This is a genomic window from Caballeronia sp. EK (assembly GCF_014384845.1).
Classification (GTDB): domain Bacteria; phylum Pseudomonadota; class Gammaproteobacteria; order Burkholderiales; family Burkholderiaceae; genus Caballeronia; species Caballeronia jiangsuensis.
The window spans coordinates 64,568-91,516 of the sequence record NZ_JACSUE010000021.1 but is presented as its reverse complement, the minus strand read 5'-3'; the positions used below and the strand labels follow the sequence as shown (position 1 = coordinate 91,516).

Annotated in this window: 24 protein-coding genes; 9 read left to right on the top strand and 15 right to left on the bottom strand. The window is 61.7% G+C overall.

Translation table 11 applies throughout. The features are described from left to right. From IAG25_RS36470 to IAG25_RS36405, 14 genes are all read right to left on the bottom strand, one after another. Positions 1-1,530, bottom strand: coding sequence for a sugar ABC transporter ATP-binding protein (locus IAG25_RS36470; RefSeq protein ID WP_222946808.1), 1,530 nt, complete (start codon positions 1,528-1,530; stop codon positions 1-3). Further along, entirely contained in the window at positions 1,527-2,522 is a 996-nt protein-coding gene (locus tag IAG25_RS36465; protein ID WP_222946807.1) for a zinc-dependent alcohol dehydrogenase, read from the bottom strand. Before IAG25_RS36465 ends, IAG25_RS36470 begins: the two co-directional genes overlap by 4 nt. Positions 2,523-2,640: 118 nt before the next feature. Next, positions 2,641-3,657 (bottom strand): aldo/keto reductase, encoded by a 1,017-nt coding sequence (locus tag IAG25_RS36460; protein WP_187609195.1) that lies wholly within the window; start codon positions 3,655-3,657, stop codon positions 2,641-2,643. A gap of 852 nt (positions 3,658-4,509) precedes the next feature. After that, positions 4,510-5,961: an MFS transporter gene (locus tag IAG25_RS36455; protein WP_187609194.1), complete on the bottom strand. Its 1,452-nt coding sequence runs from the start codon at positions 5,959-5,961 to the stop codon at positions 4,510-4,512. Between the two features lie 327 nt (positions 5,962-6,288). Next, the gene (locus IAG25_RS36450) at positions 6,289-7,095 is read right to left on the bottom strand and encodes a shikimate dehydrogenase family protein (RefSeq protein WP_187609193.1); all 807 of its coding nucleotides are present in this window, start codon (positions 7,093-7,095) and stop codon (positions 6,289-6,291) included. Next, positions 7,092-8,099, bottom strand: coding sequence for a Gfo/Idh/MocA family protein (locus IAG25_RS36445; RefSeq protein WP_187609192.1), 1,008 nt, complete (start codon positions 8,097-8,099; stop codon positions 7,092-7,094). Before IAG25_RS36445 ends, IAG25_RS36450 begins: the two co-directional genes overlap by 4 nt. A 26-nt stretch (positions 8,100-8,125) precedes the next feature. Beyond that, positions 8,126-9,082: an electron transfer flavoprotein subunit alpha/FixB family protein gene (locus IAG25_RS36440; protein WP_187609191.1), complete on the bottom strand. Its 957-nt coding sequence runs from the start codon at positions 9,080-9,082 to the stop codon at positions 8,126-8,128. A 13-nt stretch (positions 9,083-9,095) separates the two neighbouring features. Then, the gene (locus IAG25_RS36435) at positions 9,096-9,845 is read right to left on the bottom strand and encodes an electron transfer flavoprotein subunit beta/FixA family protein (protein WP_187609190.1); all 750 of its coding nucleotides are present in this window, start codon (positions 9,843-9,845) and stop codon (positions 9,096-9,098) included. A 50-nt stretch (positions 9,846-9,895) separates the two neighbouring features. Next, positions 9,896-10,855: an ABC transporter permease gene (locus tag IAG25_RS36430; protein WP_187609189.1), complete on the bottom strand. Its 960-nt coding sequence runs from the start codon at positions 10,853-10,855 to the stop codon at positions 9,896-9,898. Positions 10,856-10,862: 7 nt separating this feature from the next. Further along, the gene (locus tag IAG25_RS36425; RefSeq protein ID WP_187609188.1) at positions 10,863-12,362 is read right to left on the bottom strand and encodes a sugar ABC transporter ATP-binding protein; all 1,500 of its coding nucleotides are present in this window, start codon (positions 12,360-12,362) and stop codon (positions 10,863-10,865) included. A 17-nt stretch (positions 12,363-12,379) separates the two neighbouring features. Beyond that, positions 12,380-13,315 carry an ABC transporter permease gene (locus IAG25_RS36420; protein ID WP_309244005.1) on the bottom strand — a complete coding sequence of 312 codons (936 nt, stop codon included), beginning with the start codon at positions 13,313-13,315 and terminating at the stop codon, positions 12,380-12,382. An 80-nt stretch (positions 13,316-13,395) separates the two neighbouring features. Beyond that, positions 13,396-14,475 (bottom strand): sugar ABC transporter substrate-binding protein, encoded by a 1,080-nt coding sequence (locus IAG25_RS36415; RefSeq protein ID WP_187609186.1) that lies wholly within the window; start codon positions 14,473-14,475, stop codon positions 13,396-13,398. Positions 14,476-14,590: 115 nt separating this feature from the next. Then, positions 14,591-16,264 carry a GMC family oxidoreductase gene (locus tag IAG25_RS36410; protein ID WP_187609185.1) on the bottom strand — a complete coding sequence of 558 codons (1,674 nt, stop codon included), beginning with the start codon at positions 16,262-16,264 and terminating at the stop codon, positions 14,591-14,593. A 93-nt stretch (positions 16,265-16,357) separates the two neighbouring features. Continuing rightward, positions 16,358-17,866 carry an aldehyde dehydrogenase family protein gene (locus IAG25_RS36405; protein ID WP_187609184.1) on the bottom strand — a complete coding sequence of 503 codons (1,509 nt, stop codon included), beginning with the start codon at positions 17,864-17,866 and terminating at the stop codon, positions 16,358-16,360. A gap of 238 nt (positions 17,867-18,104) precedes the next feature. Between IAG25_RS36405 and IAG25_RS36400 the strand changes: the two genes are divergently transcribed. Continuing rightward, a complete protein-coding gene (locus IAG25_RS36400; protein ID WP_255504216.1) occupies positions 18,105-18,857 on the top strand; it encodes a TetR/AcrR family transcriptional regulator in 753 nt (250 codons plus the stop codon). A gap of 45 nt (positions 18,858-18,902) precedes the next feature. Here the strand turns inward: IAG25_RS36400 and IAG25_RS36395 are convergent, their stop codons facing one another. Further along, positions 18,903-20,447, bottom strand: coding sequence for an acyl CoA:acetate/3-ketoacid CoA transferase (locus tag IAG25_RS36395; protein WP_187609183.1), 1,545 nt, complete (start codon positions 20,445-20,447; stop codon positions 18,903-18,905). 202 nt (positions 20,448-20,649) lie between these two features. On the opposite strand from IAG25_RS36395, the gene IAG25_RS36390 reads away from it, so the two are divergent. Genes IAG25_RS36390 through IAG25_RS36355 form a run of 8 tightly spaced genes read left to right on the top strand, consistent with a single transcriptional unit; the run spans position 20,650 to position 26,660 of the window. Next, complete coding sequence (locus IAG25_RS36390) at positions 20,650-21,795, top strand: acyl-CoA dehydrogenase family protein (RefSeq protein WP_187609182.1); 1,146 nt, start codon at positions 20,650-20,652, stop codon at positions 21,793-21,795. Then, positions 21,792-22,571 (top strand): 3-ketoacyl-ACP reductase, encoded by a 780-nt coding sequence (locus IAG25_RS36385; RefSeq protein ID WP_187609181.1) that lies wholly within the window; start codon positions 21,792-21,794, stop codon positions 22,569-22,571. Before IAG25_RS36390 ends, IAG25_RS36385 begins: the two co-directional genes overlap by 4 nt. Positions 22,572-22,579: 8 nt before the next feature. Then, positions 22,580-23,749, top strand: coding sequence for a dihydrodipicolinate synthase family protein (locus IAG25_RS36380; protein WP_187609180.1), 1,170 nt, complete (start codon positions 22,580-22,582; stop codon positions 23,747-23,749). A gap of 2 nt (positions 23,750-23,751) precedes the next feature. After that, complete coding sequence (locus tag IAG25_RS36375; RefSeq protein ID WP_187609179.1) at positions 23,752-24,171, top strand: Dabb family protein; 420 nt, start codon at positions 23,752-23,754, stop codon at positions 24,169-24,171. Next, the gene (locus IAG25_RS36370; protein WP_187609178.1) at positions 24,086-24,937 is read left to right on the top strand and encodes a sugar phosphate isomerase/epimerase family protein; all 852 of its coding nucleotides are present in this window, start codon (positions 24,086-24,088) and stop codon (positions 24,935-24,937) included. The genes IAG25_RS36375 and IAG25_RS36370 overlap by 86 nt, the downstream gene beginning before the upstream one ends. A gap of 17 nt (positions 24,938-24,954) precedes the next feature. After that, positions 24,955-25,935 carry a Gfo/Idh/MocA family protein gene (locus IAG25_RS36365; RefSeq protein WP_187609177.1) on the top strand — a complete coding sequence of 327 codons (981 nt, stop codon included), beginning with the start codon at positions 24,955-24,957 and terminating at the stop codon, positions 25,933-25,935. 28 nt (positions 25,936-25,963) lie between these two features. Further along, positions 25,964-26,200: a hypothetical protein gene (locus IAG25_RS36360; RefSeq protein WP_187609176.1), complete on the top strand. Its 237-nt coding sequence runs from the start codon at positions 25,964-25,966 to the stop codon at positions 26,198-26,200. A gap of 22 nt (positions 26,201-26,222) precedes the next feature. Continuing rightward, a complete protein-coding gene (locus IAG25_RS36355) occupies positions 26,223-26,660 on the top strand; it encodes an acyl-CoA thioesterase (protein WP_187609175.1) in 438 nt (145 codons plus the stop codon). The last annotated feature ends 289 nt before the right edge of the window (positions 26,661-26,949 follow it).

Sequence of the window (26,949 nt, the reverse complement as noted above, 5' to 3'; positions counted from 1 at the left end):
TTACCTCGCTATCATATGAAGGACCGACTCTTCCGTCGCACCGTGTGCGGACGCTTCTCCTGTGACCACGCCATCGCGTAGCGCGACGATGCGATCGGCCATCCCAAGCAACTCGGGCAATTCCGACGAGATCAGTAGCACCGCCTTACCGGAACGTGCGATTTCGTCGATCAGCCTGTAGAACTCGACCTTCGCGCCGACATCGACGCCACGTGTCGGTTCGTCCAGAATCAGCAGCGTGTAATCGTGAGCGATCCACTTTCCGAACACGACCTTCTGCTGATTGCCGCCGGACAGTGTGCCGACAGGCACTTCCGCGCTCGACGCCGATACGGCCAGTTGCTTACAGACGGACGCTACCCGCGCCCGCTCGCGGCGCCGATTGATGAAGCCCAAGCGGCAAACGCTGTCGAGCGTGGGGAGCATCGCGTTCTCGCGAATGCTGAGGCCGAGCACAAGTCCTTGTGCCTTGCGATCTTCCGGCACGAGCGCGACCCCTGCGTCGATCGCCTCCGCAGCCGTCTTGGGACGATGGATGCGGCCCGCCAGCGATATCTCGCCCGATTCGATGTGGTCGAGTCCGAAGATCGCGCGCGCCACTTCGGTGCGCCCCGCGCCGACAAGTCCTGCCAGTCCCACGATCTCGCCTGCACGAACGCTGAAGGTGACGTCCTTAACCCGTTCCGCGAGCCGCAATGCTTTTACATCGAGCACGATGTCGTTGCGGGCCGCGTCATCGTCATCACGCCGATCGGGAAAGCGCGTGTCAACTTCGCGGCCCACCATAAGACGGATCAACGACGCGCGGTCGAGATCTGCCACCTGGCGCGTGCAGACCGATCGACCGTCCTTCAGAATCGTGCAGGTGTCGCAGAGGTCGAAGATTTCGTCCATCCGATGTGACACATAGAGGATCGTGACGCCATCGCGCGACAACGTCCGCACTACGTCGTAGAGCAGCGTCATCTCGTGATCGGAGAGCGTCGCGGACGGTTCGTCCATGATCAGCACACGAGCCGAAACCGCGAGCGCCTTCGCGATCTCGACGAGTTGCTGTTCAGCGACCGACAGCGTGCTAACACGCCTGCGCACGTCGATCGGTGCGCCGATGCGCGCGAGCAGCGCATCTGCTTCGCTGCGCATGGATGCGGCGTCGAGGAACCCGCGCCTGATTCGTTCGCGGCCGAGGAAGATGTTTTCGGCGACGCTCAACGCCGGGATCAGGTTGAATTCCTGATAGATCGTTGATACGCCCGCGTCCACTGCCTCGCTCGGCGATGCCGGTGCGTAAACCGCGCCGTCGAGAATGAGCTGGCCTTCGTTCGGAGCGGTCGCGCCGCTCAGGATCTTGATCAACGTGGATTTACCCGCGCCGTTCTCGCCGACGAGGGCATGCACCGATCCCTTGGCACATGAAAATTCAACGCGATCCAGGGCCCGTACGCCGGGGTACGTCTTGCTGATTCCCTTCACTTCCAGAACGTTCATGGACAACCTCAACTGCGCGGTGGTGACGATGAGTCGGCTCAAGCGATTTGCAACTGAATTTTTAGTACACTCTTGTCCTCAGCCAGTCGCTTGAACGCAGCTTGCACGTCATCGAGCCGATAGATCGTGGTGAGGAATGGCGCAACATCCACGCGTCGATAGCCAAGCAATGTGGCCGCTTCGTGCATGTCGTCGCCCATTCCGGCGACGCTGCCTTGCACGCCCTGCTCGCGCAGCACGAAATCGAGCGCGGAGATCCTGAACGTGTGGCCCGGTTTGGCGATACCGAACGCAATCACGCGGCCTCCGGGACGGATGAGTGTGAACGCCTGCTCGTAAAGGTCAGTCGAACCCACGCTTTCAATCGCGACATCCACACCCCGTCCGTCGGTCGCTGCGCGCACCGTGGCGTCGAGTTGCGCAGGATCGGTGACGACGAAATCCGCACCCAACTCTTTCGCAAGCGCCGCGCGCTCCGCATTCGGCTCCACGACGATCACAGGTGCCGCGCCCGCGCGCACGGCCAATTGCATGTGCATCTGGCCGATGGGCCCGGCTCCGATCACGAGCACGCTTTCGCCGAGTCGCAAATGACCTCTGCGGAATGCGCGCACAATGCATGAGAGCGGCTCGACCATCGCACCCTCCTCCACGGGCATTGCAGCGGGCAGCGGAACGACCGCGTACGCTGGCACGCGCACGTACTCAGCCATGCCGCCGTTGACGTGGATGCCGAGCTGGACCATCTGTGTGCAATTGAGGATCTCGTTCTTGCGGCAATAGAAGCAACTGCGACATCCGAGATTGATATCGGCAGTCACGGCCTGGCCTACCTTCAGGCCTTTCACCGCCGAGCCGACTTCAGCAATCGTCCCGGAGAACTCGTGTCCAGGAATCAGCGGCAGGCGGTCGCTGGAGTAGTTGCCGTGATAGATATGCAGGTCGGTCCCGCAGATGCCGCAACGCTCGACTTTAATCAGCACGTCGGACGCACCGCATTCTGGAACCGGCACGTCGCGCAACTCGAACTGCATCGGAGCAACGAGAACAGCAGCTTTCATGACTTCTCCCTGACGGTGAAACGTGGGCGCGAGCTACCAGCCGCCGCGGCGATGTGCAGCGGCGGAACAGGCGCGCACCATAGCGCGTAAGTTATTGCGGTGTCGGTGCGTCCTGCCGGATCAGTTCGCGACGTTTCAGCTCGTCCCAGAACGCAGAGGGGATGTCTGCCCGGAAGGTCTGCAAGTTGTCTTCGAGCTGAGCGACGGTACGGACGCCGGGAATGTTGGTCGGAATCGCAGGATGGCCGAGCACGAACTGCAGCGACGCCGCTTTCAGCGGCACCGCGTATTCGCGACACAGCTGCTCGATCTTGCGAACCCGTTCGAGAATTGCATCCGGCGCGAGCGAATAGTTGTATTTCGCGCCGGCAACTGCGCCTGTTGCGAGGATGCCGCTGTTATATCCACCCCCGAGGATCACGGACAGCTGACGTTCTTCGCAGAGCGGCAGGAATCCATCGAGCGCGTCCTGCTCAAGCAGCGTGTAGCGGCCCGCGAGCAGCAGGCAATCGAAGTCGTTTCGCTTGATGGCTTCGTGCGCGACCTGCCACTCGTTGACGCCCACACCAACCGCCTTCACGACACCTTCATCGCGAAGTTTCAACAGCGCCTTTGCCGCGCCCGACATCGCCGCGTCGAACATCTCAGGCTGCCGGTTGCCGTGCGTGAAGGCGTCGATGTCGTGGATCAGCGCGATGTCGATATACTCAAGCGCCAGCCGCTGCAGGCTGTCTTCGATCGAGCGCATCGCGCCGTCGTAGCTATAGTCAAAGCGCATCTCGAACGGGAGGCCGTCAACCCACGGCGTGAAGTCGATCTCTGCGCGCTTGCGTGACTTGAGAAGCCGACCGACTTTCGTCGACAACACGTACTCGTTGCGCGGATACCAGCGTAAGCCCTGCCCGCAGCGCGCTTCGCTCAAACCGTGGCCGTACATCGGTGCGGTGTCAAAGTAGCGAACGCCGGCGTCCCATGCGGCCTTGATCAGGGCCGCCGAGTCTTCCTCGGAAATCGGCCGGAAGATGTTGCCGATAGGGGCGGCACCGAAGCCCATCAGTGTCGTTTCGAGTCCCGATCGCGGCCATTTACGCTTTTCTGCTGGGTTCATCGTTGTCTCCTGTCGACCAGAGGTGGCGCGTTAGCGCTTGCTCTTGTTTCGTGTAAGCGGTGGCGACCGAGTGTAGCGTTAGCCGCGCACGTTACTCTCTCGTTTCATAACCCACCGGATAGTTACTTGACACTCATCCTAAGCTCAGTTGCGCGATCAATCAAACGGGGTTTTCCCGGAGTAACCATACGGTGCGTCGGGTCGACGGTGGCGCTTGTCGAGCGAGCAAAAGGAGTCCGATACAGGTTGCCTTCCTGGCCTGGCTCGCGCTGGGTACGAACCTCGCAAGGACCACCGCACAGTCGTGCTTGAGGCACTAAAAGGGTTAGCCGCTTGCTCACCTTCCTAGGTTGCCAACTCTTTGGTGGCTACTCGAGATGCGCGGTCATCTGGCGCTGCGTGGAGACTTTACCCGGTGATCTTGTTCGTGGCCCGGCAAGGCTGCGTTGCTCGAGCGATAGGACGCGATGGCGCGCGTGCCGACATTAAAAATAATCGGTGCGGCTGGACGGTTTTTTTATGGACCACGACGATCTGAGTTGCGGAAGCGGCGTCCCGCAACCTCCACAGGAAGTGTTCTCATCGCTCGTTAAGCTATGGCTTCGCGATGTCCTCTCTTCCCATGTGGCGCGGTTACGCATAGGGTACATTACGTTGCGCTATGACAGCACTGCCGTCAGCGCCATCAGCCCATACTCGGCCAGATGGCGCAGGCGCTCAGCTTAGACATGCGCCGCGAACGTTCCCGTGTTCCGGGATGAACGATACCAAACCCAACGCGTCCGAGTACCCCGCATTACCGCGCCATCTGCCCTTGCCTACGCCTGGCGGCCGAAAGCCGCCGATTTTGCTTCAATCTCGTGCTGATTTTGAATTTCCAACCGGCACCATTGACCGCTCCGCTTTGGCCAGTCTCGCATTGGCCAACGTCTGTGCCCGTATCCGTCGATATTCCCGCGCGTCGACGGGGGAGGCACCTGGCTTACCCAGATCGTTTAGGTGCATCCGGTACGTTTCCCGCGCGCTCAGCGCCGCGAGCGCCGCGACGATCGTCGCCACAAACGTGATAGCGCCGATTGTGAGCGGAACATTGGCCGCCCCTCCGGGGGGCGCCACGGCGACAAACAGCGCAGGCAGCAGTGCCGCGATGGTGATTCCGATGTTATGCCCGATCGCCACCCCCGTGACCCGATTGCGAGTGCGGAACAACTCGGGATAGAAACTCGGGAAGATAGCATTGAACCCCTGGTAGGCGACGCCCCACATCAGCAGTGCCATGATGATCGCCAATGGCGTGCTATGGATGCTAATGGAATAGAGATAGCCGAACGAAAGCAGACCGGAGCCGAGTGCGCCGACGACGGCCGGGAGCCTGCGGCCAATTCTGTCCGACAGATTGCCGACATATGGAATCAGAATTACTGCCAGGATGTTACCGAGCACCGGAATCCACAGGTAGACGTCCGCATGGAAGCCGATACCGTAGGCAGGCTGCACCGCATACGCCGCACCGAAAATCGTCGCCACCACCGGAATGACGGTTGTCAATGACATGCAGGCGACGCGCAAAATATTCGCCCAACTGTCGGCGAAGGCATGGATGATTGGCGATTTGGCAATCTCGCCATGCTGATCTTCTTCCACAAATGCCGGTGTCTCATCGACATCGCGTCGAATGAAATAACCCGCGATGATGATAAAAAAACTCAGGAGGAAGGGTATGCGCCAGCCCCAAGCTGTGAACGCGTCCGTCGGGATGTAGTGCGCGAGCGGCAAGAATACCGCCGCAGCCAGAATCTGGCCAGCTTGCACGCCCTGCAGCGTGAAGCTCGCAAAGAAGCCTCGGCGGCCGAACGGGGCGTGCTCAAGAACCATTGAGCTCGCACCCGCAATTTCTCCGGCCACAGCGAAGCCCTGAATCAGCCGCATGGCGACCAATCCGATCGGTGCCCAAAGACCGACCCGCTCGTAGGTGGGCAGCAGGCCGACGGCCATGGTCGAAAAGCCCATCATGAACATACAGAGAATCAGCACGTACTTGCGACCGTGGGTGTCACCCAAGTGACCAAGTACGAGCGCCCCGATAGGACGCGCCACATAGCCGACACCGTATGTCGCCAGCGACGCGATAATGGCGATCTTCGGATCGTTCTTCGAGAAAAAGATCTGCGGGAAGATCAGTGATGCTGCCGTGGCGTAGATGAAGAAGTCGTAGTACTCCAGCATTGAGCCGATCCAGCCGCTGGCGGCGGCTTTCTTCGACTGGTGCCTGCCTTTCGGCTCGCTATTCTTTAGGTTGGTCATGTGTCTCTCCGAGTGATAGACCGCTTCGTCATACTGTCGCTACCTGGCGCTAAATATGGCTAGCGCGATCGTGGCATGCCGTCAGTAGTGCGTAAGGCCCGTGTGATGACGTCCGATTTCGAGCAGCAAGTATCTGCTTAGCTTCCTGCCGGCTTCATTAGCCACCATCTGTGATTGGCGTCCGTCAAATCTCTTCGATAGAACCCACCGGATAGTTACTAATCGGATATTCTATTCCCAGTTTCGAAATCGATGAAAGAGGGTTTTCCCGCCTCCTGCCACGCGTTGTCAGGGCTTTCGCCGCCTTGGTAACGGCGCATCCGAACGTTATGCAGGAGCGGTAAGTCCCAGAAAAGCGGCCATCGATTCGACTGAGTTCTCGAGCAAGTAACGGCCGGGATGCGCTGCGAGACCACGCGCCTTTGCGCTTTCCAAAAGGCGCGTTTTTGCCGGCTTCATGATCAGGTCAGCGATGACGGCGTGTGGAGCGGCCTCGGCGAGATCAATCGGCACGGGGTCGTCGGGGCTCATCCCGCACGGCGTCGCGTTGACGACAAGATCGTGCTTCGCTCGCGCACGCGCCTGGCTTTCGCCGATGACCGTTTTGCTACCGCGCGCCCGCAATGCCCCCGCGAGCCGCTGCAACGACTTCGCATTTGTATCAAAGAGATCGAGCGAGGCGATGCCTGCATCGGTCAACGCATGCGCCACTGCAACGCCCGCTCCGCCAGTACCGACGATCAGCGCGGACTTACCGCGCACGGTGTGTGCGCGCCCTTGCAAACCCTTGACGAAACCAACACCGTCGAACATGGCGCCCGTCCATGACCCATCTGCTTCACGGCGTAGACAGTTGACCGCGCCCGTTTGCTGCGCCGCGTCCGATAATTGCGTGGCATACGCGGTCGCATGCAGTTTGTGCGGCACCGTTATAACGACCCCGGCGAGGTTGGCTACGCCTCGCAGCCCTTCGAGGACCCTCCCGAGGTTGCTTGCCGTCACATGAAACGGTACGAGCGCCGCGTGTACCTCGTGCCGTTCGAACAAGGCATTGAAGAGTTGCGGGGATTTCGCCTGTGCAATGGGATCGCCCAGAATTGCAACGATCCGTGTTTCTCCGTCTATATTTGTCACTGCTGATGTCCTTTGCTGGCGGTGATGCGCTCAATCAGTCGCTGCACGCGCAGCGCGTCGTCGCCAGTTATCAATGGAGCGCGATCCTCGCGAATGGCGGCGAAAAAGTCCCTCAAAAGATCGCGATGGGCCGTGTGCGCAAAGTCCATGGGCTTCGCACCAAACCCGGACGACGAAGGGTCACTGAACTCCTCGACACGACCGTCTTGAAAGAACACGCGCAGGTGTCCGCCGTCGAGCACTGCCGTTGCGTTTGCGCCAACCAACTCAATGCGTTCAGGAAAGCCGGGAAACGCCGCCGTCGTCGCGAGGACTTGACCGGCAGCACCGCTCTCGAACGTGAGTGCGGCGCTCGCGAAATCTTCCGCTTCCATCGAATGCAGCGTGGTCGTGGCGGTTGCCGCCACGACCGATGACACGTCGCCCGCCAGCCACATCAGGATGTCGAGTGAGTGAATGGCCTGCGTCATCAATACGCCGCCACCGTCACGCGCATACGTGCCGCGGCCGGGCTCATCGTAGTACGACTGCGGTCGCCACCAGCGCAGTTCGACACCCGCATAGGCGAGCGGCCCGAGTGCGCCACTCTTGGCCAACGCCGCGAGCCGCTGGACAGCGGGACGGAAGCGGTTCTGGAAGACGACGCCGAGTTGCACGCCGGCCTCTCGACAGGCCTGGACCGCCCGTTCCGCGCGAGCTATCGATATATCAAGCGGCTTTTCGAGCATTACATGTTTGCGTGCGGCAGCGGCCTGTTCGACGAGTTCGAGATGCGTGTGCGGCGGAGTGAGCACCAGAACGCCATCGACGCTCGAGTCGTTCAACACGGCGTCGATCGACTTACCAACAGGGAAGCCGTAGGTGCTGGCGAAGCGCTCAATCCGTTCCGGCGAACGACCGACCACGCCTACCACGTCTACTTCGTCATTGAGTTCGCTCAGGGCAAGTGCGTGAGGCGTGGCAGCCAGGCCGGCGCCGACGATCGCGATTCGGGTTTTGCTCATCCGCGTGTGTCCTCCAAGACGATCGTTCAGATGAGCGCTGTCAACTCGGGAACCGCTTCGAACAGATCCTGAGCCAGACCATAGTCCGCCACGCTGAAAATCGGCGCTTCCAGGTCCTTGTTGATCGCGACGATCACCTTGCTGTCCTTCATGCCGGCCAGATGCTGGATCGCGCCCGAGATGCCGACGGCCAGATACAACTGCGGCGCGACGATCTTGCCGGTTTGACCGACCTGATAGTCATTCGGAACAAAGCCCGCATCGACTGCGGCGCGCGACGCGCCCAAGGCCGCGCCGAGCTTGTCGGCCAGCGGTTCGAGCACCTTCGTGTAGTTCTCCCCGTTGCCGAGGCCACGTCCACCCGACACGATGATTTTTGCACTCGTCAACTCCGGTCGATCGAGTTGCGTCAGCTCACGGCTCACGAACTGCGCGATGCCCGTGTCGCCCGGCGCGTTAATCGTCTCTACCGTTGCGTTGCCGCCTTCGGCCGCTGCCGCTTCAAATCCGGTCGCGCGCACCGTTATTACCTTGACCGGATCGGACGATTGCACCGTCGCGATCGCGTTTCCCGCGTAGATCGGACGTTCAAACGTGTCCCCGCAGTTCACCGCCGTGATATCGCTAATCTGCGCGACGTCCAAATGAGCAGCGATACGCGGAGCGATGTTTTTGCCGTACGCCGTAGCGGGCGCCAGGATGTGGGAGTAGTCCTTCGCCGGATCTTGCACCAGCGTCAGCACCGTACCCTCCACGTTTTCTGCCAATCCATCGGCAAGTTGCGGCGCGTCGGCCAACAATACTTTCGTTACACCCGCAATCTTCGCGGCCGCCTCGGCCGCGCCACGTGCATCGTGGCCCGCCACCAGAACGTGAACGTCCGGTTCGCTGAACGTCGCGATCATCGCGGCAGCGGCCACTGTGTTGAGCGTCGCCGCTTTGATCGATGCGTTGTCATGTTCCGCAATCACCAGAATCGTCATTTTGTGCGTCTCCTTACAGGACCTTGGCTTCGACTTTGAGCTTCTCGACGAGCGTCTTTACGTCCGGCACGAGTACGCCGGCAGAGCGCTTTGGCGGCTCGGCGACTTTCAGCGTTTTCAGACGCGGCGCAACGTCGACACCGAGATCAGCGGGTTTTAACGTCTCAAGCGGCTTTTTCTTCGCCTTCATGATGTTGGGCAGCGTCACATAGCGCGGCTCGTTCAGGCGCAGATCGGCGGTTACTACCGCCGGCAGCGTCAGCGACAGCGTTTCAGCGCCCCCATCAACTTCGCGCGAGACCGTTGCCTTGCCATCCGCCACCACGACCTTCGAGGCAAACGTCGCTTGCGGCAAGCCGGCCAAAGCGGCCACCATCTGACCGGTTTGATTCGAATCGTCGTCGATGGCCTGCTTGCCAAGGATCACAAGCCCAGGTTGCTCTCTGTCGATCAACGCCCTCAAAATCTTCGCGACCGCCAGCGGTTGCAGGTCCTCATTCGATTCAACGAGAATCGCGCGATCCGCGCCGATGGCCAGCGCGGTGCGCAGCGTCTCCTGACATTGCGTCACGCCGCAGGACACCGCAACGACCTCAGTCGCAACGCCCGCCTCGCGCAAACGCACAGCTTCTTCAACCGCAATCTCATCAAACGGGTTCATCGACATCTTCACGTTCGCGATATCAACGCCGCTGCCATCCGACTTCACCCGCACCTTGACGTTGTAGTCGACTACCCTTTTCACAGTCACCAGAATCTTCATGTGCAAACCCTTCCTTCAACAAAGCCGCCCGACACGGGCTAGATCGAAACTCACTTGATAACCAGCACCTTCGAACGATCGAACGCTACGGTCACCGCGACGATCAGAATCAGCCCAAACACGATCTGCTGGGCGAACACACTGATGCCGACGAACGTCATGCCCACACGTGCCACCGACACCAGAAGTGCTCCCACCAGCGTCCTGCCGATACCACCGGCGCCACCCGTCAATGCCGTGCCGCCGACGATCACTGCGGCGATGGCCGGCAGCAGAAACTGGTCCGCCAGCGTGGGCGAGCCGCTTCCCAGGCGTCCCGCCATCACGACCCCCGCCAGGCCCGCGAAAAACGACGACGTTCCGAACACAAGACATTTGGTCAACGACACGCGAACGCCCGATGCAATCGCCGCCGGTTCGCCTGCGCCGATCGCATCGGTTTGACGGCCGAAGACTGTCGAGCGATGCAGGAACACGCAGAAGGCGAACACCGCGATGCCGAGCAGGATTTCGTGCGGCACGCCGAACGACGAGCCGGTGGTCCAGCCCAGCGACGCGTTGCGCATCTCATCGCTGATACCGATTGAACGGGTACCGGAAAGCGTCAACGCCGCCGCCGAGGCAATCCCGCCCACCGCCAACGTCGCGATAAAAGACGGAATCCGCAGCACGGTCTGGATCACACCGCTCAAGAGACCAATGCCGAACGATGCCGCGAGCGCGACGACGGCCGCCATCGCGCCATAGCGCGGCAGCAACATCGCGACGATCACGCTCGACAAGGAAGCCACCGCCTGGAGCGAAAGATCGATACTGCCGAGCAACACGACGAACGTCGTGCCAGCGGCCATGATGAAGAGCGTCGAACTGTCGGCGAGCAGACCGAGTTGCGTCGACGGTGCGAGGAAGCTCGGCTGCGCAATCTCGATCAGCACATACAGCACGATGAGAGCGAGGAAGGGCGCGTTGTCGCGCAGCTTCGTCGCGATGGATGCGTTCAGTTGTGGCATGTTGACCTCAGACCATGTATTCGACGATTTCGACCTGCGAAGGCTTGTGACCCACTTCGCACGGGAGAGTCCTCTCAGCGCGGCCGTCACGCATGACCATCACGCGATGACTGAGCCCCAGAATCTCTTCGAGCGTGTCGCCCGTCAGCACCACTGCGACGCCCTCCGCCGTCAGTTCGCGGATGAGCTGATAGACCTCTTCCTTAGCACCTACATCGAGACCGCGCGTCGGGTGATCGAGCACGAGAATCCGGCTGCCTGCGAAACGCCACTTTGCGAGCACCACCTTCTGCTGATTGCCGCCCGAGAGGTTGCGGCATGACGCATCCGGACCCGGCGTCTTGATATGCAACCGCTGGATCCAGTCGTTGGCGAGCGCGCGTTCGCTTGCCTTGCGCACCACGCCGGCACGGCTGACTGCGCCGAGACGAGGCAACGTGAGGTTTTGCGCGACGCTCATCTGCGTGACGAGCCCTTCCACCTTCCGCTCACGCGGAACGTATCCGATGCCGAGCGAAACCGCGTGATTCGCCTGCGGCCTGAGTCGCGTGTCACCCACCATGACCTCGCCGCTATCGAGACTCTCCAGGCCCGCAATGACGCGGCACAGTTCCTCGCGCCCGGACCCGACCACGCCCGCCACGCCGAACACTTCGCCACAGCGGACGTCGAAGGAGACGTCGTGGAGCACGTGCCCCAGAGACGCGTTGCGCACCGACAGCGCCACTTCTGCGCGGCACGGCTTCTGCAGATTCTCGCGGTAGTACTCGCTGTGCAGCGAGCGGCCGACCATCAGCTCATGAAGCTTCGCCACTGACGCCGTTCCCGAAGCCATCTCGGATACGACCTTCCCGTCCTTCATCACATACACGCGATCGCTCAACGACAGCAATTCATCGAGCCGATGCGAAACGAACACGAACGACGCCCGCGACTTCAACTCACGCACGAGGCCGAACAGAATCTCGATCTCCCCGGCTTCGAGCACGGACGTGGGCTCGTCGAGCAGGATGATCGGCGTGCCGCCGGTGCGGCTCGCGAGCGACAACGCTCGCGCGAGTTCCACCATCTGCCGCTGGCCGAACGACATGTCCTCGCACAGCGTCAGCGGATCGACGTCCAGATGCACCGTCGCAAGCTCCTTCTTCGCCGCGCGCTTGAGCTTCGTCCAGTTCACGCGCCCGAACGTGACGAACTCTTCTTCGCGCCCGAGAAACAGGTTCTCCGCGACCGTCAGGTTCGGCAGGATCGACTGCTCCTGATAGACCATCGCGATGCCTTTGGACGTCGCGTCGCGCGGATTGCGGATCACGAGCGGCTTGCCACCGAGCTCGATCTCGCCGGTGTCCTGGCGATATGCGCCGGTCAACAGCTTCATCAGCGTGGACTTGCCCGCGCCGTTCTCACCGATCAGACCGACGATTTCATTTGGGCGGACTTCGATCGATACATTGTCCAGCGCAAGCACGCCCGGGAAGCGCTTGGTGACGTTCTTGAGTGAAAGCATCTCTATTCTCCTCACGCTCACTTGACGATGCGCCGGCGCGAGCGGTTCAGCGCGAGCGTCACGGCGGCGATGATCAACACGCCCTGGATGCCCTGTTGCACATAGGGCGGGACACCGAGCAACACCATGCCATTGCCGAGCACGATCACGATCAGCGTGCCGATCAGCGTGTTCATCGGCGTGCCGTTGCCGCCTGCGAGCGATGTTCCGCCCACCACGATCGCGGTGATCGCAACGAAGAGCTGGCCGTCGGCGATACGCGCATGTCCCTGCCCGAATTGCGCCACGGCGAGGATGCCCGCGACGCCATAGAAAGCCCCGGCCAGCGCGAATATCGCAATGCGCACGCGCGAAACCCGCACGCCGCTCAACCGCGCCAGATCCTCGCCACCGCCGATCGCCAGCGTGTGACGGCCGAGCAGCGTGTGCTTGTAGACGAACCAGGCGACGCCGAGCATCAGCACCGCGATCCACACGGACACCGGCAACCCCAGGTAGCGCGTGATCGAGATGGCGCGTAGCGAAGCGTCGCTCACACGGATCGTGTTCCCCGACAGCCAAGCGGTCCCGATCCCCGTTGCGACGAAGCCGATCGCCAGCGTCGTGATGAACGAAGGAATGCGCAGGAACACGTGCAGCACGCCATTGACGAGGCCCAATATCGCGCCCGCAGCCAGCGCCACAGTCAGCACCCAGAGGCCGAAGTGGTTGTCGTTATACGAGTTCTCGACTAGCGTCGACACCGCGATCGCCGCAACCGCGACGATGCCTTCGGCCGACAAGTCGATGCTTCCCAGTTGAATGACAAAGGCGGCACCGAGTGCGATGGTGAGCGGAATCGCGGCACCTACCGCGATCCGCGACAGGTTCATCGGATCGAAGAAGTCGCGGTTGAGCGCGCCGATGCAAAGACCGAGCGCCACCAATACGAGCAACGGTGCAAAACGCCGCACGAGTGCCTGCTTCGATACGATTGGAGTCCCGGTTGTTCTTGTGGATGTGGCCTGCCGGGTGGGCGCTGCGGTCAGCTTGTTCATCGATACACCACAGGACCCGCGACGCGGGCATAGAGGTTGTTCCAATCGGCGTTGGGCGCGCTCGCGCGCTTGATGACGTCCTGGACGTTCGCCTTGGTCACGAAAGTGGCCTTGCAATATGACTCGCGACGGTCCTTTGGCAGCGTCGCCACATCGATCTTTTTCTGCTTCGCCTGCAAACCCATCGACAGGCCGATACCGCCGAGCCAATACGGGTCCCAATCGACCGACGCGATCAGCTCACCCGCCTTGATTGCGCTCAGTCCGGGCGGCGTGCCGTCCATGCCGGTCACCGGCATCTGGCCGGCAAGGCCTTCCGCGCGCAGTGCCTCGATCGCGCCGAGCGCCATGTCGTCGTTCGCGGCCCATACGCCCTTGATCTTCGCGTTGAACCGCGTCATCCAGGCCTGCATGATCGGGAACGCCTTCTGCGAATTCCAGTCGGCGACCTGGAAGTCGAGCAACTGGATGTCGGGGAACTTCTTCAGCGCGGCGTCGAGACCGGCTTTGCGCTCGATCGCCGGCACGTTGCTAAAGATGCCGCCGAGCGCGACCACGCCGCCCTTGCCGCCCATCGACTTGAACAGTTGCGTCGCAGCTTCCTCGCCGTACGCTACGCCGTCATAGGAAAGATGCGCGACGTAATTCGGGTTGTGGTCCCACGGATGCAGATCTTTCGGCTTGTTCCAGATCGTGGTGACGTAGGCGCCTGCCTTCGAACACGCTTCGACGATCACGCGTGCATCGGCGGAATCGTTCGGATCGACGTTGAGCACGAGATTGCCGTTAGTCCTTTGCAGCAGTGCACGAATATCGGCGATGCCCTTCTCCGAGCTTCCTTCGGTCGTCAGCGGCACGTACGGCAGGCCCACGCTTGCCGCGAAGGCTTGCGCTCCTTTGTTGAAGGCCGCGTGATACGGGTTGGTGAGCGAGCGGAAGGAACAGGCAAGCGTGGTCTGATCCGCGCCGAGCGAAAGGCGCGAGAGACTGCTGCCGGCCACGGCAAATGCCGCGCCCGCGCCAAGCTTGATGAAGTCACGGCGTGAAAAGGCCGATGAGTGTTCTTGTCTGGACATGGTGTCTCCTGCAATCAGCGGGCTTGCGCCCTTGTCAGTAAATAAGTATGCAGATAGTTACTTTATGAGCGAGGCTTCGTTGCCGGGCGAACCCCGGCGAGCGCGTCGCGCCGCTTTACGCCGTCGTGGTGATGGCGTCGCGCACCGCCCGCCCCGAATAGCCAGCCAGCTGACCGGCAATCGGCGTCTGTTTCGCCACGCGACCGCGAATCAGGTCCGAAGCTTTCTCCGCGATCATCAGCGTCGGCGCATTCGTGTTGGAGCTGACGATGCGCGGCATCACCGACGAATCCGCGACCCGCAGCCCTTCGATACCGCGCACGCGCAACTGCGGATCGACCACTGACATCTCGTCGACTCCCATCTTGCAAGTGCCGACCGGGTGATAGCCGGTGCGCCCGTACTGCTGCGCGTACTCCTCGTATTGCGCCTGCGTGCGCACGGCGCTGCCGGGGAAATGCTCGCTCCTGATGTATTTGGAGAGCGCGTGCTGGCTCATGATTTCGCGGCTTTGACGAATGCCTTCCACCGCTACCTTCAAGTCATACGGGTCGCGAATATAGGCAGGATCGATGATGGGCGCATCGGCGGGATCGGCGCTGTTGAGCGTGACGCTGCCGCGGCTCTTCGGGCGCAGGAAGTAGGAGTTGAGCGTGCACCCCGAGCCGGAAGGAACCGGCGGCACGCCGGCCTCCACACCGGCGCCGGGCAGGAAGTGAAACTGCAGATCGGGGGTCGGCACGCTGCTGTCGGAGTACCAGAACGCCCCACCCTCGGCAATGTTCGACGTGACGGGCCCCTTGTTGAAGATCTTGTATTCGAGGCCAGCGAGGAGCATTAGATGTTTCTTCGCGTACTTGTCGAGGCTGTAGGGGCCGTTGAGTTCGTACACGATATCGATGTCGAAATGATCCTGCAGGTTTTCTCCAACGCCGTTCAGCGCATGCAAGGGCTTGACCCCCACGCGTTCGAGATCGACCGCGCGACCGATGCCGGAAAGCATCAGCAGCTTGGGCGACCCGATCGCGCCCGCCGTCACGATCACTTCTCGCTCGGCGCGTGCAACCTCAACATTCGAGCGCGCGTTCTGATCGGCGAATTCGACACCCACCGCGCGTCCATGTTCGATCACGATGCGCGAAACCAGACAGTTCGTCTTGACCGTCAGGTTGCTGCGGGAGCGTGCCTCACGAAGATAGCCGACCGCCGCGCTGCAACGCCGTCCGCCACGCTGCGTGACCTGATAAACCCCGACGCCCTCTTGCTGCGCGCCGTTGAAATCGCTGTTGTAGGGCAAGCCCGCTTCCTGGCCAGCCAGCACGAAGGCTTTGGTGACTTCATTGACGCTGATGAGATCCGATACGCCGAGGGGTCCGCCCACGCCGTGATATTCGTTGCACAGGCGCTCGTTGTCTTCCATCCGGCGCAGATAAGGCAGCACGCCGTCGCGAAAGCCCCAGCCGGTGCAGCCGTCGCGCTCCCAGCCGTCGTAGTCTTCCGGCTGGCCTCGGGTATAGACCATCGCATTGATCGAGCCGCCGCCGCCGAGCACGCGGCCCTGCGCGAACGGAATCTGCCGGCGTTGCGTTTCCGCCGCCGCCGCCGTGCGATAGCCCCACGTCAACGGGCCGCCCGTCATCTTGAAGAAGCCGACCGGCATATGGATGTAGGGGTCGGTATCGGCGGGACCGGCCTCGAGCAACAGCACCCGACTGCTGGCGTCTTCACTCAGACGCGCAGCCAGCGCACATCCCGCCGCGCCACCGCCCACGATCACATAGTCATACATTGCTGTCTCCGATTCTTTGTTCCGCCGCCTGCTTTGCGCGGGCAGGCTTACCGTGCGGCTCTTCGTGGCCGCTCTCGTTGAAGTGAATTCGCCTTACGCGATCCAGCGCGGCCGATTACCGAGCTGGACATGCACCGACTTGAGTTCCGTGTATTCTTCGACGCCATAGCGTCCCGTCTCGCGGCCGATCCCCGATTGCTTGACGCCACCGATTGGCAGCTCAGGGCCGCCGGTGATCGTGCAATTGACCCAGATGCGCCCAGCCTGCACCTCGCGCAGGCTTTTGAACGCGCCTTGCAGATCACGCGTCCAGATGCTTGCCGCGAGCCCGTAAGGCACGCCATTCGCGAGCAGGATCGCCTGATCGAACGTGTCGAACGCGGTGACCGAGAGCACCGGCCCGAAGATTTCTTCCTGCGCGAGCGTGCTGCCGGGTTGCACGTTACGAAACACCGTTGGCTGGATAAAGTAACGCTCGCCTTCGCTGCTTGTAGTACCGCCGCAGACGAGTTGAGCGCCGTCGTGCGTGCCAGCGTCGATGAAGCCGCGAATTTTCTCGAATTGACGTGCCTCGACGATCGCGCCGACGTGATTCGACGCGTCGAGCGGATCACCGACGCGCACCTTCGCGAGCACCGCCTGCACGCGCTCGACGAGTTCCTGCTCGACCGAGCGGTGCACGACGAGCCGGCTGCCCGACACGCAGCACTGGCCCGCGTTGAACGCGATGCCAAAGGCGATGGCATCGGCTGCATCGTCCAGATCGGCGTCGGCAAAGACGATCTGCGGATTTTTTCCGCCCAGCTCCAGCCCGACCTTCTTCATGTTGCCGCCGGCGGCAGTGAGCACCGAGCGGCCGACCGGCGTCGAGCCAGTGAACGAGATCATGTCGACGTCCATGTGTTCCGCGAGCGCCTGGCCAACCACCGAGCCGAGCCCCGTCACCACGTTGACGACGCCATCGGGCAGGCCTGCTTCGGTCAGCAGTGCGGCGAGCTTGAGCGTTGTGCTGGACGTGAGTTCCGCGGGCTTGACAACTACCGTGCATCCCGCCGCGAGGGCAAACGGCAGGCGCTCCGACAGGATGAAGAACGGAAAATTCCACGGCGTGACGATGCCCACCACGCCGACCGGCTGCCGCACGACCAACCCGAACATATCGGGGCCGAGCGTGTCGTGCGAGTCGCCGTGTACGACACGGGCGAGGCCCGCGGCGTATTCCCAGATGCCTGCTGCCGCGGTGACCTCGCCGCGCGACTGGCCGATGGGCTTGCCACTTTCGAGCGTCTCGAGAAAGGCGAGCGTTTCGACGTTGTCGCGGATCAGTTGTGCTGCCTTGAGCAGCACCGTCGCGCGTTGCTCGCCCGTGAGCCGCGACCAGCGGCCATCATCGAACGCGCGCCGCGCCGATGCGACCGCGAGGTCCAGGTCGCTACTCGATGCCCGCGTCGTGGCAGTTACCGGAACGCCATGGCCGGGACTCTTCCGAGTCACCCAATCGCCATTCGCGCCAGCATAGTCCTTGCCGTCGATGAACATCGGCGTGCGCACCGGCTGGGTGGGTAGGCGCAGCGCGGCTGCCAGTTCGCTCAAATCCGTCATTCCTGCCTCCAAATAAGCAATTCTTTACGGTCGACGCTTAAAAACCATCTTGTATCGAGCTGAGCGTGTCGAAACTGTGTCAGGCCTTTGATACACCATACAGTTACTTACTTACGCTGGATTTTTTCATTTATAGTCATGGACATGGCGCATTACCCGTCGCATATCTGCAACAGCTTCACCGCTCCGAAACAAGTCTTCATTCTGCACCACCCGGTTACTTCCTGGCAACTATTTTTTGGTTTATAGTTACCGCGATGGCGTCGGCGAGATTGACGTCCCGATCCCCTCTTTTTTCGACGACCCTATGCCCCCAGAAGCAATCCCACAAAGTCGCGCATCAAAGCCCGCCGACGCGGCAGTCACGCGCCAGCCGAGGCAGCGAGATCCGGAGGTCACGCGCGCTCGCATCCTCGAGGCCGCGAAGAAAGAATTCGCGAAGCTCGGTCTCGCCGGTGCCCGCGTGGAAGCGATTGCGACCCGCTCCAAAGCCAACAAGCGGATGATCTATCACTACTTCGGCAGCAAGGAGGAGCTGTTCGTCGCAGTGCTCGAGGACGCCTACGCCGATATCCGTTCCGCCGAACAGAAGCTGAACCTCGATCACTTGTCGCCCGAGGACGCGATCGTTGCGCTCACCACGCATACCTGGAACTACTACCTGCGAAATCCCGAATTCATGACGCTCGTGAACAGCGAGAATCTTCATAAGGCACGCCACGTCAAGAAGTCTCAGCGGTTTCACGAACTGCACAAAGGGTTCATCTCCATGTTGCAGGGCATACTTGATCGCGGCGTCGAAGCAGGCGTATTTCGAAGCGGCGTCGATGCGCGGCAACTGCACATCACCATGGCTGCAATCGGCTACTACTATCTGACGAACCGCTTCACGAGCGGTGTGATCTTCGACATCGACTTCATGGACAAAGCCGCCCTGAAAAGCCGTCTCGACTTCAACATCGAAACCATCCTGCGGCTCGTACGTCCCTGATAGTTACAGCGCATGGAAGCATGGACCACTCCACGCGCCGCGGTTTCAGGCCACCTTCTCCTGAGTCGGGGACGCGCTTGGCTGCGTTCTCGCGAGCAACGCTTCATCGACGAGCGGGCGGAATGCCATGCGCGCGAGCACGTCTCGCTCGACATCGACACCCTCCGCAACCTCGATCAGGCGTACTCCGTCTGCCTCCAGGCGAAACACCGCGCGCTCGGTCACGTACAGCACTTCCTGCTTCGAGCGCCGTGCCTGCTCGCCGCTGAACGTGATGTGCTGCACCCGCTCGACGAGCTTCGGCACGCTCCCCGCCGAGACGATATTCAGACGCGTTCCAACTTGTTCGACCTCCAGCCCCTTCGCCTCGAAGCTGCCGCAAAACACGATCTTGCGTGCACCCTGCGTGATGTCGATAAAGCCGCCCGGCCCCACCACCGTCGCACCAAGCTTTGACACGTTGATGTTGCCCTCGCCGTCCATTTCGCCCATGCCGAGGAACGAGACGTCGACACCGCCACCGCTATAGAAATCGAACTGATCGACGCTTGAGAGGATCGCGTCAGCGTTGCGCGCGGTACCGAACATCGGACCGTCGAGCATTGCGCCGTTGTGGATGCCCTGCTCGACCGAGCCCCAGAACGTGCCGAGCCGTCCTTGTTCCGCCAGCAAGGCAGGGATGCCGCCGGGAATGCCGAAGCCAAAATTCGCCGACTGCCCCTCGTGCAACTCTGTCGCTGCGCGCGCGGCAATGATGCGTCGAATACCCGTCGGCACTTCGTAAAAACCTTCACCGATTGTGCATAGCGATTCGCCGCTCAACGCCGGGTCGTAGTCCGATATGACGCATTGAACCTGATCGGGCGTATCCACGAGCGTATCGACAAGTATTCCTGGAATCCGCACGAGGCGCGCGGGCACATAGCCCTCGGGTTCGCGTTCCTTCACCTGCACGATCACGCGGCCGCCGCAGTTGTGCGATGCGAGTGCGGCGGCATAGACGTCGAGATCGGCGGGTTCGCGCCGCAGCGTGACATTGCCGCTCTCATCCGCCGACGAGCCGCGCAAAACCGCAAAATCGACCTTGAACGGCTTGTAGCGCAGATATTCGCGCCCATCCAGTTCGATAAGTTCGACCAGGTCCTCGGTAGCGCGCTCGTTGATCTTGCCGCCATCGATACGCGGATCGACGAACGTGCGCAGGCCCACGTGTGTGACAAGTCCAGGCCGGCCGGCACCGATTTCGCGCAGCAGCGTGGAGATCGCGCCAGCGGGAAAGCTATAGGCTTCGAAGGCATTTTCCTTGGCCAGTTTCTGCATCGCAGGCGCCCAACTCCAGTGCCCGCCGATCACGCGTTTCACCATGCCCGGATGTGCAAAACGGCCTAGTCCGCTGCCCTTCGCGTCACCGATACCGAGTGCGTGTACCACGGTCAGATCACGCGGATGTCCGGTCTCGAGGAAACGCTGTTCGAGCTTGGCAAGCACCGCATCCGCTTCCAGCAAACCGCCGCCGGAACCCGCCAGCGCGATCGTTGCACCGTCGAAAATCTGCTCGACCGCATCTGCAGCCGCCGTCCATTTGCTCACACTACCCTCCGTTCTGATCGGCCGCAAAACCCATTGACAGCGGCCATTCGTTGGTTTTAAATAACCCACCAGATGGTTACATGTTGCGAATGTTGGCACACGAAACCTCTGAATTCAAGGTCTATTGCGTGGCGCTCGGGTTTACCTGAACCGGCGTGTCGAACCGCAAAAATCAGGTATGACGATTACACACGGAGACAGCATGAGACTCTCGGAAACCCACGAGCAGATCCGCGACACGACGCGTCGCTTCGCACAGGAAGTGATTCGCCCCTTGGCAGAAGAACTGGACCGCGAAGAGCGCTTTCCAGCGGAGATTTACAAGCAGATGGGCGAGCTCGGCCTGTTCGGCATCACGGTGCCCGAGGCGTTCGGTGGCGCCGGTCTCGATGTCACTGCTTATGCGCTCGTGATGGAGGAGTTGTCGCGCGGCTATGCGTCGGTGGCGGACCAGTGCGGATTGCTCGAACTGGTCGGTACGTTGCTCAGCGTGCACGGCTCCGACGCGCAGCGCGCGAAATACATGGAATCGCTGCTGCGCGCCGAGTTGCGGCCGGCATACTGCATCACCGAATCGGATGCGGGTACCGATGTGTCCGGCATTCGCACCACCGCAACGCGCACCGCCGAAGGATGGGAACTCAGCGGCGCAAAGCTCTGGATTCACAACGCGCCGGTCGCGGATCTCGCCTTCGTGCTCGCACGCACCGACCCGACAGCCGGCAAGCGCGGCATGAGCATCTTCATCGTCGACTGCCATTCAGCGGGTGTGTCGAAGGGTCCGAAGGAACACAAGATGGGCCAGCGCGCATCGCAGGTTGGCGAGCTGCATTTCGATCGCGTGAAGCTCCCGCATGACGCCTTGCTCGGCCAAGAAGGCCGTGGCTTCCACATCATGATGAGCGCGCTCGACAAGGGACGCGTAGGCATCGCCGCGCTGGCCGTCGGGATCGCGCAGGCGGGTCTCGAAGCCGCGCTCGAGTATGCGCAGACCCGCAAGCAGTTCGGCAGTCACATCGCCGATTTCCAAGGGGTCCAATGGATGCTCGCCGACATGGCCAAGGACATTCAGGCCGCGCGCCTGCTCGTGCACGACGCGGCTGAGCGACTCGAAGCCGGTAACCGCGCGAGCATCGCTTGCTCGATGGCGAAGTGCTTCGCCGGCGACACGGCGGTCAAGCACAGCGCGAACGCGGTACAGATTTTCGGTGGCAGTGGCTACATCCGCGGCTACGAAGTCGAACGGCTCTATCGCGATGCGAAGATCACACAGATCTATGAAGGCACGAACCAAATCCAGCGCACGATCATCGCGCGTGATTTGATCGCCAATGGAGCGCAGTTATGAGCGGCCGTCCTGTTGCACTTGTCACAGGCAGCCGTCGCGGGATCGGGCGGGCGATTGCGGTCGAACTCGGCCGCGCTGGCTTCGACGTCGCATTGACCGACGCGGTGGCATCCGACGAGCTCGATCAGGCGGTCGCCGAAGTCGAACAGACCGGTGCCCATGCAATCGCAGTCGTGTCCGATCTCTCCGATATTGGCTCGCATCGGGCCACGCTGCTCGATATCGAAGCGCGGCTCGGCGGCCCGATCGACTGCCTCGTGAACAACGCGGGCGTATCGGTGATGTCGCGCGGCGATCTGCTCGACGTGACGCCCGAGAGCTTCGATCGCTGCATCGCCGTGAACACGCGCGGCACATTCTTTCTGACCCAGACGTTCGCCAAACACTTTCTCGGCCGCACGCAAGCCAGCATCGCGCCTCACCCAAGCGTCATCACGATTACGTCATCGAACGCGGTCGCCGCTTCGCCTTTGCGCGGCGAGTACTGCGTGTCGAAGGCAGGCCTCTCGATGGCGAACACGCTGTTTGCGCTGCGCCTCGCCGAAAACGGCGTCGGCGTCTATGAAGTGCAGCCCGGCCTGATCGAAACCGAGATGACCGCGCCGTCCCGCGCGCGCTACGACGTCCAGATGGAACAGGGTCTCACGGCCATCAAACGCTGGGGCACGTCGCAGGAAGTCGCGACCGCCGTGCGCACGCTCGCAACCGGCGGCTTGCCCTACAGCGTAGGACAGGCCATCCGAGTCGACGGCGGCCTCCTCGTAACCAAATACTGACCACGCATATGAACCCGACAATCAAGCTGCCGACAGCCCTCGGCACGATGGACAGCTATCGCCTGCAAGGCACGCCGCTCGCCGTTCGCGTGCCGGCGCGGCCATTCAACCGCATCGCGTACTCGGCTGCTCACGTCGTCGCAGACCCGCTTCGCGCCGGCGAACTGAACACGTCTCCCGCCATCGACTGGGAGCGCACGCTCGAATACCGCCGCTACCTGATCAAGCAGGGTCTTGGTATCGCTGAAGCCATGGACACTGCGCAACGTGGCATGGGTCTGCCGTGGCACAGCGCACTCGAATTGATCACGCGCACGATCGAAGGCACGCGCGATATTCCTGGCGCATCGATCGCATCGGGCTGCGGGACAGATCACGTTGCACTTAGCGCGATCACGAACTGCGACCAGGTGATCCGCGCCTACGCTGAGCAACTGGAAGCCGTGCAACGCGTGGGCGGACGCGTCATTCTGATGGCAAGCCGCGCACTCGCTCGTGTCGCTCGTTCCCCGGACGACTACCGCCGCGTCTATCGCGAAGTGCTGGCGATGTGCGATCAGCCGGTGATCCTGCACTGGCTCGGCGAGATGTTCGATCCTGAACTTGCGGGCTACTGGGGCGTGTCGGAGTATGAAAGCGCAGCGCAGGTCTGCCTCGACGTGATCGGCGCGAGCGTGGATCACGTCGATGGCATCAAGATTTCCCTGCTCGACGACGCCAAGGAAATCTCCTTCCGCCGGCAACTACCGAAGACGGTCAAGATGTACACCGGCGACGACTTCAACTACCCGAGTCTGATCGCGGGCGATGACGCCGGCTATTCGCATGCGTTGCTGGGCATCTTCGATGCAATCGCGACGGCTGCATCGCAAGCGCTCGATGCGCTCGCCAACGACGACCCCGACACGTTCCATACGCTGCTTGCGCCCACGGTGCCGCTGTCGCGCCACATCTTCCGCGCGCCGACGCAGTACTACAAAACCGGTGTGGTGTTCCTCGCCTATCTGAACGGCTTTCAGGACCACTTCTTCATGCTCGGCGGCCACCACGGCATGCGCCCGCCCGCCTATCTAGCGGATGTCTTTCGTCTTGCCGATCAGGCAGGTCTGCTGCGCGATCCCGACGATGCCATCGGCCGCGTGCGCAAGGTCATGGCGGCGCTCGGCTGCGGCGAATGATCATGTCTCATTCGAACGCACCCGTGCGGCATATCGTGCTGTGTCGCTTTCGTAGCGACGTCGCGGCTGCGAGTCGGCTGGTTTTCTTCGAGCAGATCGGACGGCTCGCGGAAATTCCCGGCATCGCCTTCACGAACTTCCAGTGCGGCGCCAACGTCTCTCCCGAAGGCTTCGGCATGGACTTCGCCGATGGCTTCATGATGGACTTCGCGAGCCGTGCCGCATGCTTCGCGTATCTCGCGCATCCGACCCATCGCGCCATCGGCGAGCGGCTCATCGAGGCGCTCGAAGGCGGCGCTCATGGGCTGCTCGTCTTCGACATCACACTGGACAACCATGAGAAACCTGCAGGGAAGACTCGATCTGTGCTCCGTCAACACCGCGACGCTCGGCCATCGCGAACCGCTGAGCATCACGATTGACCGCATTGCGGCGGCAGGATTCGGCGGTATCGCGCCGTGGCGTCACGAGGTGGAAAACGCGAACGTCACCGACGTGGCAAGACAGATCCGGGCGCTCGGCCTGAGCGTGACGGGTTATTGCCGGTCGACCTATCTGCCGGCGACCAGCCAGGCGCAGTTCGCGGCGAACATCGAAGCGAACAAGGCCGCTCTGCGCGATGCCGCAACCCTTAACGCACGCGCTTTCGTCATGGTGGTCGGTGGCCTGCCCGAAGGCAGCCGCGATCTCGATGGCGCACGCGCTCAGGTCATCGACGGAATCGGCGAACTGCTCGAGACCGCGCGCGGTTGTGGCGTGCCGCTCGCGCTCGAACCGCTCCATCCGATGTACGCGGCGGACCGCGCCGTGCTCAACACGCTTGCGCAGGCGCTCGACATCTGCGCCGAACTCGATCGCAGTCACGAAGGTCATCTCGGGGTCGCGGTCGATGTCTATCACTGCTGGTGGGACCCGGCGCTGCGCGCATCGATCGCGCGAGCGGGACAGGACCAACGCCTGCTCGCCTTTCACGTGTGCGACTGGCTGCACGACACCCGCGATCTGCTGCTGGATCGCGGCATGATGGGCGATGGTGTCGTCGATCTCCCGGACATCCGACGGAGCGTCGAGCAAGCGGGTTATGACGGTCTGGTCGAAGTCGAAATATTTTCAAAAGAGAACTGGTGGCGCCGCGATCCGGGTGAAGTGCTGCGCATGTGCGCAGATCGCCTGCAGACGGTGTGTTGAACTTCAAGGAAAACACGATGCGTGACAAGATCCGCTGGGGCGTGCTTGGCGCCGCGAGAATCGCCGACCATTTCGTGGTGCCCGCCATCCAGCGTTCGGCGAATGGCCGTGTGACGTGCGTCGCCGCCCGGGACCGTGAGCGCGCAGCCGCGTTCGCCGCACGTCATGACATCGCGGCAACCCATGCAAGTTACGAAGAAGTCGTCGCAAGTGATGATGTCGATGCCGTGTACATTCCTTTGCCGACGGCCAGTCACTTCGAGTGGTGCCGGAAGGCGCTTCTTGCCGGCAAGCACGTGCTGTGCGAAAAGCCGATCGCGATGACTGCCTCACAGGTTCGTGAGTTGATCGCGCTGCGGGACGCGACCGGTCTGATCTGCGGCGAGGCCTTCATGGTTGCGCACCATCCGCAGTGGGCATTTGTGAGAGCGCGCATCGCAGACGGGACACTCGGCGAATTGCAGCGCGTGGAAGGGTCCTTCACTTATTTCAACGACGATCCGCACGCGCTCAAGAACGATCTGGCGCTGGGCGGCGGAGGTGTGCGTGACATCGGCGTCTATCCGGTGGTCACGACGCGCATCGCGACCGGTCTGGAGCCTGTCGCGATCCACGCCGACATCACCATCGATCCGCGCTTCGGCACGGACAAGCTGGCAGTCTGCGAACTGACATTTCCGGGCTTCGATCTTCACTTTTACTGCGGCACTCAACTCGCCCGCCATCAGCAGATGATCTTCCATGGTTCGAAAGGCTGGTTCTTGCTGGATGCGCCGTTCAACCCCGGCGTGTATGCCGACGCAAGAGTTCACATTCGTTCAGATCACACCGGAAAAATCGAAACGGTCGAGTTCGGAAACGCCGATCAGTATCAGTCGATGGTGGAAAACTTCAGTGCGGCGGTGCTTGGGCCGGACAAATCGATTGTATTTGCGCTCGAGAATTCGCTGGGCAACCAGCTTGTCATCGACGAGGTGCTGTCTCATGCCAGCCACTAGCGCGACCGCAAGGAAGAAAGCCACGTCAATGATCGATGTTCGGCAACTTCGCGAAACCCGCGCGCTGGCGGCGGCTGGCGCCAACGCGGAGGACGCGTCCTTATGGCGATGGTTTTCGGCCCTGATGGACGGTGGCAAGATTCGCTGGTGTCTCTCGGACGGAGGATGGCTCGTCAGCGTCAACCATCGGCATGTGGCGACCGCCTCGTCTTTCGATGAAGCCATTCGCATCGCAAAGGCAAGATCCAGCTTTTCGCTCATATGATGACCTCGAGCCAGACCCCGAAATGACCACAGATACGGCCTTTCATTGCGACAAGCGCGTGCGGTTCCAGCACTGCGACCCCGCGGGTATCGTGTTCTATCCGCAGTACTTCGTCCTGTTCCATGAGGTACTCGAGGACTGGTTCAACCATGGACTGGGCGTCGACTACGCGCGTTTTATCGGCACGGAGAAACTAGGCATTCCGACGGTGCACATCCAGGCGCATTTCGTGGCACCGAGCAAACACGGCGAGACACTCCGGTTCGCTCTGGAGGTCCGCGAGACCGGTAGAAGTTCGATAAAGCTCGGTCTGACGGCGGCCGTAGACAATGAACTGCGCGCGAAGATCGAGCAGACGGTGGTGCTGTTTTCGCTCGAGCGTCGGGCCGCGGTAGTATTGCCTGCACAGTTGCGGCAGCAAATGATGCAGTTCGCGGCTCAAGAGGTTGGACCTTCGTGACCCCTATCTGAAAGCTTTGGCGAGTGCAGAGATCGTAGGCCGGCAGTGCCGATGAAAGGCCCCTACAAAGCGGATGCGACAATCGAATGAAGCAGAAAGTGGCCGTTCGCCGACATCGCGGTTGCGCGCCGTGCGAAGCACTGCCCACCTCCACCGACTTCTTCGATCGCTCCGATAGAAAGTGAAGTCTCCTTGATAAGGTTCGACCTTGGCATTGCTGGTTTCGCTTGAACACAGACGTCCTTAATCTCTTCCTCTGCAGCGCACCACCCGTGGCGTAGGACTACGT